This window comes from Dellaglioa sp. CoH-57-MRSF-16 (assembly GCF_056782055.1).
Map to the genome: position 1 here is coordinate 282,257 of NZ_JBXAXZ010000003.1, position 14,550 is coordinate 296,806.

Here is a 14,550-nt window from a genome sequence, read left to right on the forward strand (position 1 = left end):
CAAATTTGCTTAGCTTTTACTTTAATCTTCGATTGCGTCATTCAAATGACCATAATTGAATAGAATATTTAAGATAACAGCCGACAGACTACCGACAACAAGTCCATTACCAAAAATGGTCTGGATTGTTAAGGGTAATGCTTGGAGTAATGCTGGTTGTACTGTTACACCAAGTCCTAAGCTGACCGAAATACCGATAATTAATAAATTACTATTACTACCTTCAACTTCGCGCAACATTTTAATACCTTGTGCACCAACCATACCGAACATAACTAACATAGCACCACCTAAAACGGCTGCTGGAATGACAGTTGCTGCTGCACCAATTTTAGGAAGTAACCCTAAAGCAATTAAAAAGAACGCTGAAAAATAAACAGGTTTCTTCGTTTTAATTCCTGATAGTTGCACAATTCCAACATTTTGTGAAAATGTCGAGTATGGGAACGTATTAAAGATACCACCTAAAACAGCTGCGATACCTTCAGCACGGTACCCTTTTTTTAAATCATCTTTTCTGATTGGACGACCAACGATATCTCCCAGCGCAAAAAATACACCAGTTGATTCAATCATAGTTGTTAACGCTGCTAATATCATAGTCACAATTGATGACCATTCAAATTTAGGGGCAGCAAACATAAAAACATGGGGTAATTGAAACCAATTAGCTTGGCTAACTGGGTCTAATGTTACTTTTCCCATAAATGAGGCAACGACCACACCAACTAAAATACCAATTAAGATACCCACTTGTTGAATGAATCCGCGGCCCCAAATGTTCAAGCCTAAAATAACGGCAATGGTTACACCTGCAACTATTAAGTTAGGGATACTACCAAATGATTTGGCTGTCACATCCCCACCGCCCATGTTGGTAAAGGCAACTGGAATTAACGTTAATCCGATTAACGTAATTAATGATCCTGTCACTACTGGTGGGAAGAATTTTCTAATGTTTGCAAAGAATCCCGAAATTAGAAATATAAAAATACCAGCAGCAATAATTGATCCATACATTGTTCCTAATCCAAAATGTTTTCCTACTGCAGTCAATGGTGCAACGTATTCAATCGCGCACCCAAGTACTACAGGTAAACCAATGCCAGTAAAACGTGTGCGTTTCAATTGTAATAATGTTGCAATCCCACACATGAAAATATCCATCGAAACTAAATAAGTAATTTGTTTTGTACTAAACCCAAGTGCAGCCCCAACTAATAATGGTACCAAAATGTCGCCTGAATACATGGCTAATAAATGCTGTAATCCTAATATTGCTGCTCTAAAATTTGATAAATTAGATTCATCCAAACTACTATTTTCTAATTCCGTGCTATTCTTCATTTGATCCTCCACATTATCTTTCACACTAATAAGTCGGATTTTCTATGGATTTCATGCCTAATACATGCTTGCTTTAACTCACATATAGTCCGGAATTTACGGCTCCGGGTAGAAACTAGCATCCATATCATGACATTATATAGGTGATCAGTATTTTTTATTGTATGACAATATTAACACAGTCTATTTACCCATACAATGGTTTGCGGACGTTATTAAAATGTAAGCGTTAATTGTTCGCTAATAAAGCACAAAAAAAAGAACAACTCTTAAATTAATAAGAATTGTTCTTTTTTAGCTATGACGTTAATCGTTCACGCTAGCTTCTTCTTCTTTCATTCGTTTCTCAATATCTGAGATTGAATAAACATTAGCTGAAATTGAACCTGTTTCTTTTGGTTTAATTTGACGGTAATCTGGCATACCAGTACCGGCAGGAATAATCTTACCAATAATAACATTTTCTTTCAGACCAATTAATGGATCATTCTTACCGCGAATAGCAGCATCCGTAAGAACACGAGTTGTTTCTTGGAATGATGCAGCTGATAAGAAACTGTTTGTTTCTAGAGATGCTTTAGTGATACCAAGTAAGACAGGACGTGAAGTAGCTGGAATGCCACCTTTGATCAATGTCTTATAGTTATCTTCTTTAAGATCCATGATATCCATTAAAGTACCTGGTAATACATTTGTGTCACCGGGATCCATAACGCGAACCTTACGTAACATTTGACGAGACATAACCTCCACATGCTTATCAGAGATTTCTACCCCTTGCATACGATATACTTTTTGAACTTCACGAAGAATATAATTCTCCGTAGAAAGAACATCACGAACTTGAATTAATTGTTTAGGATCAATTGAACCAACTGTTAGTGCTTCACCACGATGAATTTTATCACCTTCGGCAACTTTAAGAACAGCAGTATAAGGTAAACTATATGTTCGTGTATCAGTTTCACCTTTAACTGTTACTTCTTTAGTACGTTCAGCAGGATTTTCTTCAATTGCTTCAATCATACCTGTTACTTCTGTAATTTCAGCACGACCTTTAGGATTACGTGCTTCGAAGATTTCTTGAACACGAGGTAACCCTTGTGTAATATCATCTCCAGCAACCCCACCAGTATGGAAAGTACGCATTGTTAATTGAGTTCCGGGTTCACCGATTGATTGAGCAGCAACAGTACCAACTGCTTCACCAACTTCAACCTGATCACCAGTAGCCATATTACGACCATAACAATGTTCACAAACCCCATGCTTAGTGTTACATGTAAATGCTGAGCGGATAGTTACTTGTTCGATTCCAGCAGCGATAATTGCTTGCGCTTTGCTTTCTTCGATCATTTCGTTTGAAGCGACAATAACTTCACCAGTTTCAGGATTTTTAACGGTCTTCATTGCATAACGACCTAAGATACGGTCATACAATGGTTCGATCATTTCATTTCCTTCTTTAATAGCTGATACATCTAAGCCACGATCAGTGAAACAATCTTTCTCACGAATAATAACATCTTGAGCAACATCAACAAGTCGACGAGTCAAGTATCCAGAATCGGCAGTCTTCAAGGCCGTATCAGTCATACCTTTACGAGCCCCATGAGTTGAAATAAACATTTCCAACACTGACAAACCTTCACGGAAGTTAGAAATAATAGGTAATTCCATTGTTTTACCATTAGGAGCTGCCATCAAACCACGCATACCAGCTAATTGAGTAAAGTTAGAAATATTACCACGGGCTCCAGAATCACTCATCATTTGAATAGGATTTTGTGTGCCCAATGCTTCCATTAGTTTTTGTTGAATATCATCTTTTGCTTGTGTCCAGATAGCAATAACACGTTCATAACGTTCATCTTCTGTAATCAAACCTCGACGGAATTGTTTTGCAACTAAAGCAACTTGTTTATGAGCTTCTTCAATAATTGCAGGTTTTTCCTTTAAGTCAGTTACATCAGAAATACCAACTGTAATACCAGCATGTGTTGATTGATCATAACCTAAGTTTTTAAGACGATCTAACATCTTAGACGTTTCAGTTACTTTAAATCGTTTATAAACTTCAGAAATGATATCACTCAAGAATCCTTTTTTGAAAGGTAAAATAATTTCTTGTGCTTTAATAACATCACCAATATTTTGACCAGGTTCAACAAAATATTTGTCGGCTGTTTTATTAATTAAGTTATCATTCTTAGGTTCATTAATGTAGGCAAATTCATTAGGTAAAATTTCATTAAAGATTGCTTTACCAACAGTTGTTATCATAATGCGTTCTTTTTGCCAATCTGTAAATGGTTTACCTTCAGCAGCTAATGTTGCTGTTTGTAATCCAATACGAGTGTGCAAATGAACGTAACCATTACGGTAAGCCATTACAGCTTCGTTAGCATCTTTAAAGATCATACCTTCGCCTTCGCGGCCAGCTTCTTCCATTGTAAGGTAGTAGTTACCTAAAACCATATCTTGAGAAGGTGTTACAACTGGTTTACCATCTTTAGGTGCCAAGATATGATGAGCAGCTAACATAAGCAAACGAGCTTCTGCTTGTGCTTCATCAGATAAAGGTACATGGATAGCCATTTGATCTCCATCAAAATCAGCATTGTAAGCTTCACAAGCTAAGGGATGAAGACGAATTGCTTTACCATCAACTAAAATTGGTTCGAAAGCTTGAATACCAAGACGATGAAGTGTTGGTGCGCGGTTAAGGAGAACTGGATGTTCAACAATAACTTCTTCTAAAACATCCCAGATATCTTCATCGCGACGATCAAGTTTACGTTTAGCATTTTTAATATTTGAAGCCATTTCACGTTTAACAAGTTCTTTCATCATAAATGGTTTGAATAATTCCAAAGCCATTTCACGAGGAATACCACATTGATTCATTTGTAACGTTGGTCCAACAGCAATAACTGAACGGCCTGAATAATCAACACGTTTTCCAAGTAAATTTTGACGGAAACGTCCTTGTTTACCTTTCAACATATGTGAAAGAGATTTCAATGGTCGGTTACCAGGTCCAGTAACTGGACGGCCACGACGACCATTATCAATCAATGCATCAACAGCTTCTTGTAACATACGTTTTTCATTTTGAACAATAATACCAGGAGCGTTCAAATCTAATAAACGTTTTAGTCGGTTATTTCGGTTAATAACCCGTCTGTATAAATCATTCAAATCAGAAGTGGCAAAACGGCCACCTTCTAATTGAACCATTGGACGTAAGTCAGGTGGAATAATAGGAACAGCATCCATAACCATCCATGCAGGTTCATTTTCAGAAAGTAAGAATGCTTCTAAAATGTCCAAACGACGAACAGCACGTGTTCTCTTTTGGCCAGTAGCATCTTTCAATTCTTCTTTTAATTCTTCAGATTCACCAGCAAGATTAACATCACGTAATAAATGACGAATAGCGTCAGCACCCATTCCAGCTTCGAATTCAGTCCCGTATTCTTCACGTTTTTCACGATATTCACGTTCTGTTAATAACTGTTTCTTTTCAAGAGGTGTGTTACCAGGTTCAGTAACAACGTAAGAAGCAAAGTAGATAACTTCTTCCAAAGCACGAGGACTCATGTCTAAGACAAGACCCATACGACTTGGAATTCCTTTAAAGTACCAGATATGTGTAACTGGTGCAGCTAATTCAATATGACCCATACGTTCGCGACGTACTTTAGAACGAGTAACTTCAACACCACAACGATCACAGACGATACCTTTATAGCGAATACGTTTGTATTTACCACAGGCACATTCCCAATCTTTTGTTGGTCCAAAAATACGTTCATCGAATAGTCCGTCTTTTTCAGGTTTTAATGTACGATAATTGATTGTTTCGGGCTTTTTAACTTCACCATATGACCAGCTTCTAATCTTATCAGAAGATGCTAAGCCAATTTGCATGCTATCAAATTTATTGACATCGATCAAAGGACCGACCTCCCTTTAGTTTTATAGTGTGTTGGATTTCTCAAACTAAGCATTAGCTTCATCCACACAAATTTGAGTTCAGTAACTAAGCCAAAATTATTCTTTGTTCATTTCAGCAGCCATTTTTTCGGCTTCTTCTTTAGCTTTTTTCTCTTTTTGTTCATTAGCTAATTTGCTTAACGCATCCACATTAACGATATCATCATCGTCATCATCCATGTCACGTAATTCAATTTCAGTCTTTTTAGCATCAAGTACTTTCATATCTAATCCTAATGACTGTAATTCTTTAACAAGAACACGGAATGATTCAGGAACACCTGGTTTAGGAATTGGTTCGCCTTTGACAATTGCTTCGTATGTTTTCACACGACCCACAACATCATCAGATTTATACGTTAAAATTTCTTGTAACGTGTAAGCAGCACCATAAGCCTCAAGTGCCCAAACTTCCATTTCACCAAAACGTTGTCCACCAAATTGTGCTTTACCACCTAATGGTTGTTGCGTTACTAATGAGTATGGTCCTATTGAACGAGCATGGATTTTATCATCAACCATGTGAGCAAGTTTCATATAGTACATAACACCTACAGAAACACGGTTATCAAATGCATCACCTGTACGTCCATCATATAAGATTGTCTTACCATCATCTGAAATTCCAGCTTCTTTAAAGACATTCCAGATATCTGAATCGCGAGCACCATCAAAAACTGGTGTTGCAACATGGATACCTAATTTACGAGCAGCCATACCTAAATGAAGATCTAAAACTTGTCCAATATTCATACGAGAAGGAACACCCATGGGATTCAAAAGAATATCAACTGGTGTACCATCTGGCATGTAAGGCATATCTTCAGAAGGGACAACGATTGAAACAACCCCTTTGTTACCATGACGTCCAGCCATCTTATCACCCACACGTAACTTACGTTTTTGTGCAATGTAGATACGAACCATCATATTAACACCAGGACTTAATTCATCCCCTGCTTCACGAGTAAAGATTTTAACATCTTGAACAATACCGCCACCACCATGAGGAACTTTCAATGAAGTATCGCGTACTTCACGAGCCTTTTCTCCAAAGATAGCATGTAATAAACGTTCTTCAGCAGATAATTCAGTAACCCCTTTAGGTGTTACTTTACCAACTAAGATATCACCATCATTAACTTCAGCACCAATACGGACGATACCAAATTCATCAAGATCTTTTAATGAATCTTCACCAACATTAGGAATTTCACGAGTAATTTCTTCAGGTCCTAATTTTGTATCACGTGCTTCTGATTCAAATTCTTCAATATGAATTGATGTGTAGACATCATCACGAACAAGACGTTCGTTAATGATAACAGCATCTTCAAAGTTATAACCATTCCAAGTCATAAAGGCAACTAATGGGTTTTGGCCTAAAGCTAATTCCCCATTTTCCATTGAAGGACCATCAGCTAAAATTTCATCAGCATCAACATGATCGTTTACACGAACAATTGGACGTTGATTGTAGTTTTTACCACCATTTGAACGATGGAATTTCATTAATTTGTATTTATCTAAAGCGCCATCTTCACGACGAACACGAATTTCACGTGCATCAACGTATTCAACAGTACCTTCGTTTTTGTTAATTAAAGCGACACCAGAATCATGAGCTGCCTTATATTCAATACCTGTACCAACAAGTGGTGAATGAGGATTGATTAAAGGAACAGCTTGACGTTGCATATTGGCACCCATCAAGGCACGGTTAGAATCATCATTTTCCAAGAAAGGAATACATGCTGTAGCAACAGCCACAACTTGTTTAGGTGAAACATCCATGTAATCGACTTTATCAATACCGATTTCGATATTTTCTGAACGATTACGAGCCATAACGAGTTCATTTACAAATGAATCATCTTCATTTAATGGTGAGTTAGCCTGTGCAATAACATAGTTATCTTCTTCATCAGCAGTCAAGTAATCGATTTTATCAGTTACTTGATGTGATTCCCAGCTCACACGACGATAAGGTGTTTCAATAAAACCATATCGGTTAACACGTGCATAACTTGATAAACTATTAATCAAACCAATGTTAGGTCCTTCAGGCGTTTCAATTGGACACATACGACCGTAATGCGTGTAATGAACATCACGAACTTCATATCCAGCACGATCACGAGTCAAACCACCAGGTCCTAAGGCAGAAAGACGACGTTTATGTGTCAATTCACCAAGTGGATTAGTTTGATCCATGAATTGTGATAATTGAGATGAACCAAAGAATTCTTTAATAGAAGCCACAACAGGACGAATGTTAATCAATTGTTGTGGTGTAACAGTTGTTGTATCTTGAATTGACATACGTTCACGTACAACACGTTCCATACGTGATAAACCAATTCTAAATTGATTTTGTAGTAATTCACCAACTGAACGAATACGACGGTTACCTAAATGATCAATATCATCCACAGAACCAATATTTTCTTTTAAATTAAAGAAATAGTTCATTGAAGCAATAATATCAGCAGGTACAATATGTTTGTATTGTAAGTCAATATTGCCATTACCAATCATTGGCATCTCACGTTCTGGGTCTACTTGAGAATAAACCTTAACGATTTGAAGTACCATAGGTTCAGTAACAACACCATCTTCTGATGGGTGGTATGTGACCGTCTTGAAATCTTGACGATCAAGATATGGTGCTAAAGTTTCCATAACTTGTTTATCAATTACGGTATCTTTTTGTGCAAGTACTTCACCAGTATCTGGATCAGCCAATGTTTCAGCTAATGTTTGGTTCAATAAACGTGTTTTCAAGCTTAATTTTTTATTAATTTTGTAACGACCAACTGGAGCTAAGTCGTAACGTTTTGGATCAAAGAAACGAGCTGTCAATAAACTACGTGAGCTATCAGCTGTTTTAGGTTCGCCGGGACGTAGACGTTCATAAACATCTTTTAAAGATTCTTCAACACGTGAATCATCCGTATTTTTATGAACATCTTTTTCAAGTGTTAGCATTAAGCTATCATTGTTACCCAACATTTCAATAATTTCATCATCAGAACCAAATCCTAAAGCGCGGACCAATTCAGTTAATGGAATTTTACGTGTACGATCAATACGTACATATGAAATATTTTTAGCATCTGATTCATATTCTAACCATGCACCACGGTTAGGAATAACAGTTGTGCCATATGTTTCACGGCCATTTTTATCTAATGAACCATTGTAGTAAACCCCTGGTGAACGAACTAATTGAGAAACAATAACTCGTTCAGCACCATTAATGATAAATGTTCCTTGTTCTGTCATTAATGGGAAATCACCAAAGAAAACATCTTGAGATTTAATTTCGCCAGTTTCATGGTTAGTTAAACGTAATGTAACATGTAATGGAGCCGAATAGTTCGCATCATGTGCGCGTGCTTCATCTACAGTGTATTTAGGTTCTAATAATTGGTAATCAACAAATTCTAATGATAAGTTACCAGCAAAATCGTCAATTGGCATGATGTCTTCAAACATTTCACGAAGACCTTCATCCAAGAACCATTGGTAAGAGTCACTTTGAATTTCGATTAAATTAGGTAAATCTAAAACTTCTTTGATACGTGCGTAACTTCTACGTGTACTGTGTTTACCGTAGTTTACTAAATGTCCAGCCAAATTAGTCACCTCTCAAATTTATTCTGTAAACCTGCCAAAGTCCGATGATTTTATATTACAGTTTGATTACAAATTGCATACTAGACGAAAAAATCGGTTTTTTTGGCAAAAGAAAAAACAAAAACAGTTTATTTATTTTTAAATAATCACCATTTTTGTCTCTCTATAAGGCTTCTTACGGACAATAGATCGTAATCAGCTATAAAAATTCACAGTATTATACATTTAATTATCATATACGCTATTGAATCGGATGTCAACAGTTCGTGCTCATTAAGTCATCGTCACAAATTCTTCAGCACTCGTTGGGTGAATAGCAACTGTATCATCGAAATCTTTTTTAGTTGCGCCCATTTTAATTGCTACTGCAAATCCTTGTAGCATTTCGTCCATGCCTTCTCCAACACCATGTAATCCAACAATTCGTTCATCTTTACCAACCGTAATTAACTTCAGGTTTTCCTTCACCTTACTATCACCTAAACTATAACGCATTGGTGTAAATGATGATCGATAAATTTTTAGATTTTCTTGACCATATTCTAAAGTTGCTTCAGCTTCAGTTAAACCAATCGTTCCAGCAACTGGATGTGAGAATACCACTGTGGGTACCAATTTATAATCTAAATGTTCCGTAGGTTTATTATTAAACACACGCTCCATTAATCTTCGGCTAGCTGCAATTGCAACAGGTGTTAAGTCAAGTTTACCAATAACATCCCCAGTCGCATAAATACCAGCAACTGATGTATTTTGATACTCGTCGACCACAATAGTACCATTATCATTTAATTTAATATTTGTGGCAGAAATATTCATTTTATCGGTAACTGGTCGGCGGCCAACCGCCCAAATAACACAATCTACGACCAATGAGTCATCATTGGTAATAACTTCATATTTACCATCACTTCGCCGTTTCAACTCTGTCACCTTTGAGTTAAAACTAATATCAATTCCATTTTCTATATACGTTTCTGTTACATTTGTTGAAATTAATTCATCAAAATTAGGTAACAACGTGTCGTATTTTGCATACATGTGAACTTTTGACCCTAGTGCATTCAACGTTCCAGCAAGTTCAGTACCAATATAACCGTTTCCGATAACCGCAACTTTAGCAGGTAATTCTTTCAAATCATCAAAGAATTGATTAGATTCAATCCCATACGTTGCGCCAGGAATGTCGGGTATATTGGGTGTTCCACCAGTTGCAATTAGTATGTGCTCTGAGACATATTTTGAGCCATTAACTTCAACTGTTTGATTATCAATAAATTTTGCATAGCCTTTAATGACTTGTACCTGATTTTTATCTAAATTTCTGAAATATGCGCCATGTAATCGTTCAATATATGCAGAACGGTTAGCAACTAATTTTTCAAAATCAAGTTGCGGCTGTTGTTTAGTAAACCCATAATCAGTAGCTAAATCAAAATCTTGTGCTAACGCTGCTGCAGACCACATAATCTTTTTAGGTACACATCCAACGTTGACACAAGTTCCACCAATTTCATTTCCTTCTATTAAAATTACTTTTTTTCCAAAAGAACCAGCTCGATTTGCTGCTGCAATTCCAGCAGAGCCTCCACCAATTACAATAAGATCTATTTTTTCCATAGATAACACTCCTTTTCTAGTGATAAAAAAGGTGCAACTACATGAATAGTTACACCTTTTTAAGTTTACTTCACTGCTACTTTAGTTTTTGATTCTTTAATCGTTACTTTGATAACACCTTTTACAGCACCAATTGTAATATTATCATTATCTTTTATTTGACCAGAAAGAAGAATATCACTTAGACGGTCCTCAACTTCTGTTTGTAATGCACGACGAATGGGTCTAGCACCATATTCTGGATCAAACCCTGCCTTAGCAATCACATCAATTGCTGCAGGTGATATTTTAACCTTAATATCTTGTTCCTTCAACCTATCAATAACTTCTTTAGTCATCAATTTCACAATCTCATGTAATTCAACTTTAGTTAATGAATGGAATATAATTGATTCATCAATTCGGTTTAAAAATTCTGGACGAAAGGCTTTTTTAAGAGCCGCGCGAATTTTTCCAGACATTGCCTTATATTCATCTTTTTCAGATTCTACACCAAATCCAACAAACTTCTCATCACGAACGGCAGTTGCACCTAAGTTAGATGTCATAATGATAATTGTATTTCTAAAATCAATACGACGTCCTTTAGAATCTGTTAAGTATCCATCATCTAACACTTGAAGTAAAATATTAAAAACATCAGGATGCGCTTTTTCAACTTCATCCAAGAGAACAACAGAATATGGTGTCTGACGAACTTTTTCAGTCAATTGTCCACCTTCATCATATCCAACGTAACCTGGTGGCGATCCAATCAAGCGACTTGTACTATATTTTTCCATATATTCCGACATATCCACTCGAATCATTGCTTCTTCAGAGCCAAACATAGCTTCAGCAAGTGCCTTAGCTAATTCAGTTTTACCAACACCCGTTGGCCCAAGGAACATGAATGAACCAATTGGTCTTGCTGGATTTTTCAATCCGCTTCTAGCACGTCGAATAGCCTTTGCAATTGAGCTAACTGCCTCATTTTGACCAATAACACGTTTATGCAAAATGTCTTCAAGATGAATTAAGCGATCACTTTCACTTTTATTCAATTGTTGTACTGGAACACCTGTCCAATCAGAAACAATTCCTGCAATTTCTTCGCTAGTTACCTTTATATCATAATGTTCTGCACTAGACTTAACGGCAGCATTTTTTTCGGCTTCTAAATCTTCAACCTGCTTTTTAACACGCATTTCTTTTGTACGAATACCCGCAGCTAATTCAAAATCTTGCTGACTAACTGCATCATCTTTTTGTTGACGCAATTCGTCAAGTTGATCTTGTTTTTTACTTAATTTTGATTTAGTCCTTGGGCGCTCAATACGAACCTGAGCAGCGGCTTCATCCATTAAATCAATCGCCTTATCAGGTAGGAATCGATCAGTAATATATCGATTACCCATTTCTACTGCTGCTTCAATTGCATCATCGGTAATTTGCACGCGATGATGTGCCTCATATTTAGGTCGGAGTCCCTTTAAAATATCAACAGTCTGTGCTTCTGTTGGTTCTTTGATTGTGATTGTCGCAAAACGTCGTTCCAAAGCAGCATCAGATTCAATGTATTTTTGATACTCATCTAATGTCGTTGCACCAATAACTTGAACTTCACCACGAGCCAATGCAGGTTTTAATATATTAGATGCATCTATTGCACCTTCTGCACCCCCTGCACCAATTAACGTGTGTAATTCATCAATAAATAAAATAACATCTTTAGTCGTGTATACTTCTTTCAATATTTTCTTTAACCGATCTTCAAATTCACCACGATATTTTGTTCCCGCAACTAATGATCCCATATCAAGCATCATTAATCGTTTTCCAATCATGTCTTCAGGAACGTTTCCGTCAACTAATCGTTGAGCAAACCCCTCAGCGATTGCAGTCTTACCAACACCAGGTTCACCAATTAACACTGGATTATTCTTAGTTCGACGACTCAATACTTGAGTTAATCTTTTCACTTCAGAATCTCGACCAATTACAGGGTCAATCTGCTTATCACGAGCCATTTTAGTCAAATCACGTGCTAATTCATCTAATGTAGGTGTTCCCTCTTCTGGAGTTTGTTTACCACGATTCTTTTGTCTCATCTGAACTTCACTGACACCAAGTTGACGGAAAATCATTTTACGTACCTGCTTAACATCAGCACTTAATCCGCCCATAATTCTTGATGATAATATTTCATTATTACTTGTTAGCGCTAGTAAAAGATGCTCTGTACCCACCTTACTTGCATTTAAATTTTTAGCTTCATCGTTAGCAATTGATAAAATCATTTTTGCTTTTGGTGAGTAAGGTAAATAATTATCATTTTTATTTAATCTCAATGATCCATAACCAGTGAATCTTTCGATTTCTTCCATTATATCTTCTGGATCAACATTAAATTGTTTCAATACTTTATCTGCAATACCATTTTGTACTTCAGACAAAGCCAAAAGTAAATGTTCAGTACCAACGGCTTGTTGACGATAGTGTTTAGCAGCTTCCTGTGCTCGAATAAGAACTTCTTTTGCACTCGGCGTAAATAAATTATCCATATTATTACCTCTTTCTACTCTTCATATCGTAAGCGATTAATTAAATTAATCAACATTTTAGCGCGTATCATATTTTCTGATTCTGTATCCATACCAAGAAAAACATCTTTCTTTATTATAGCTAAAACTAAATTTGATTCTTTTTTTGTCAATGTCTTCTCATCATATAAACTTTGAATAATATCGTAACCTTCTTGTTGGGATACGTTTGTACCAATTAAATTTTCTATTGTTTGAATAAATTCTTGATCTACAAAAAGATTTACCTTTTCTATCCTAATATATCCACCGCCACCACGTTTACTCTCTACTACATATCCATTTTGAATAGTAAATCGCGTGTTAATAACATAATTTATTTGCGATGGTACACAATTAAATAATTCAGCAACTTCAGAACGTTTAATGACTATTTCTTTTTCGTCTAAAAGAATTTTCTTAAAATACTTCTCAATCACATCAGAAATATTCTGACCCTGCATATTCATCACCTCAAATAGTTTGACTAATGTTGACTTTCATTATACGAAATATAAATTAAAATTGAAAGTTATTTGTCCTAAACAAAAAAAGGAATTTAAACATAAAGTTTAAATTCCTTTTTCAATTAATCGGGAAAACAGGATTCGAACCTGCGACCCCCTGGTCCCAAACCAGGTGCTCTACCAAGCTGAGCTATTTCCCGAACACAAAAAAATGCACCCAGTAGGAGTCGAACCTACAACCTTCTGATTCGTAGTCAGACACTCTATCCAGTTGCGCTATGGGTGCATTAAAAATATAAAATTAAAACAATAAATGGTGCCGAGGACCGGAATCGAACCGGTACGGTGATCACTCACCGCAGGATTTTAAGTCCTGTGCGTCTGCCAGTTCCGCCACCCCGGCATTTATTGAAAAGCGGAAGACGGGATTCGAACCCGCGACCCCCACCTTGGCAAGGTGATGCTCTACCACTGAGCTACTTCCGCAAAAAAATTAAAAAATGGTGCCGACTAGACGATTCGAACGCCCGACCCCCTGATTACAAATCAGGTGCTCTACCAACTGAGCTAAGTCGGCATAACTGAAAATGATGCGGGTGAAGGGACTTGAACCCCCACGTCTTACGACGCTAGATCCTAAATCTAGTGCGTCTGCCAATTCCGCCACACCCGCAGAATGTGGAATTGAAAATGAGCCGTGACAGGCTCGAACTGTCGACCCTCTGATTAAAAGTCAGATGCTCTACCAACTGAGCTAACGGCTCAAATGGAGGTTACAGGGCTTGAACCTGTGACCCTCTGCTTGTAAGGCAGACGCTCTCCCAACTGAGCTAAACCTCCAAATAATAAAAAAAGCATGGCAACGTCCTACCCTCGCAGGGGGCGACCCCCAACTACTCTTGGCGCTAAGAAGCTTA

General features: G+C 36.9%; 6 protein-coding genes, 8 tRNA genes and 1 riboswitch. All 14 genes read right to left on the reverse strand.

Annotated features, from left to right (window positions below):
* Window positions 1-21 precede the first annotated feature (21 nt).
* A complete protein-coding gene (locus AC1RPH_RS05105; RefSeq protein WP_481761618.1) occupies window positions 22-1,347 on the reverse strand; it encodes a nucleobase:cation symporter-2 family protein in 1,326 nt (441 codons plus the stop codon).
* Window positions 1,348-1,412: 65 nt separating this feature from the next.
* Window positions 1,413-1,510: riboswitch (purine riboswitch) on the reverse strand.
* Between the two features lie 143 nt (window positions 1,511-1,653).
* Window positions 1,654-5,307 (reverse strand): DNA-directed RNA polymerase subunit beta', encoded by a 3,654-nt coding sequence (gene rpoC / locus AC1RPH_RS05110; RefSeq protein ID WP_481761619.1) that lies wholly within the window; start codon window positions 5,305-5,307, stop codon window positions 1,654-1,656.
* A 96-nt stretch (window positions 5,308-5,403) separates the two neighbouring features.
* Entirely contained in the window at window positions 5,404-8,994 is a 3,591-nt protein-coding gene (gene rpoB, locus AC1RPH_RS05115; RefSeq protein ID WP_481761620.1) for a DNA-directed RNA polymerase subunit beta, read from the reverse strand.
* Between the two features lie 264 nt (window positions 8,995-9,258).
* On the reverse strand, window positions 9,259-10,605 hold the full coding sequence (gene gorA, locus AC1RPH_RS05120) for a glutathione-disulfide reductase (RefSeq protein WP_481761621.1): 1,347 nt from the start codon (window positions 10,603-10,605) through the stop codon (window positions 9,259-9,261).
* Window positions 10,606-10,670: 65 nt separating this feature from the next.
* The gene (locus AC1RPH_RS05125; RefSeq protein ID WP_481761622.1) at window positions 10,671-13,148 is read right to left on the reverse strand and encodes an ATP-dependent Clp protease ATP-binding subunit; all 2,478 of its coding nucleotides are present in this window, start codon (window positions 13,146-13,148) and stop codon (window positions 10,671-10,673) included.
* Window positions 13,149-13,162: 14 nt separating this feature from the next.
* Window positions 13,163-13,630: a CtsR family transcriptional regulator gene (locus tag AC1RPH_RS05130; RefSeq protein ID WP_481761623.1), complete on the reverse strand. Its 468-nt coding sequence runs from the start codon at window positions 13,628-13,630 to the stop codon at window positions 13,163-13,165.
* A gap of 129 nt (window positions 13,631-13,759) precedes the next feature.
* Window positions 13,760-13,833: transfer RNA gene (locus AC1RPH_RS05135), tRNA-Pro, on the reverse strand.
* Window positions 13,834-13,845: 12 nt separating this feature from the next.
* Window positions 13,846-13,919, reverse strand: a tRNA-Arg gene (locus tag AC1RPH_RS05140).
* A 28-nt stretch (window positions 13,920-13,947) separates the two neighbouring features.
* Window positions 13,948-14,036, reverse strand: a tRNA-Leu gene (locus tag AC1RPH_RS05145).
* Window positions 14,037-14,047: 11 nt separating this feature from the next.
* Window positions 14,048-14,119, reverse strand: a tRNA-Gly gene (locus AC1RPH_RS05150).
* A gap of 15 nt (window positions 14,120-14,134) precedes the next feature.
* A tRNA-Thr gene (locus tag AC1RPH_RS05155) sits at window positions 14,135-14,210 on the reverse strand.
* Window positions 14,211-14,224: 14 nt separating this feature from the next.
* Window positions 14,225-14,306, reverse strand: a tRNA-Leu gene (locus AC1RPH_RS05160).
* An 18-nt stretch (window positions 14,307-14,324) separates the two neighbouring features.
* Window positions 14,325-14,397: transfer RNA gene (locus AC1RPH_RS05165), tRNA-Lys, on the reverse strand.
* Window positions 14,398-14,400: 3 nt separating this feature from the next.
* Window positions 14,401-14,473: transfer RNA gene (locus AC1RPH_RS05170), tRNA-Val, on the reverse strand.
* Window positions 14,474-14,550 lie beyond the last annotated feature (77 nt).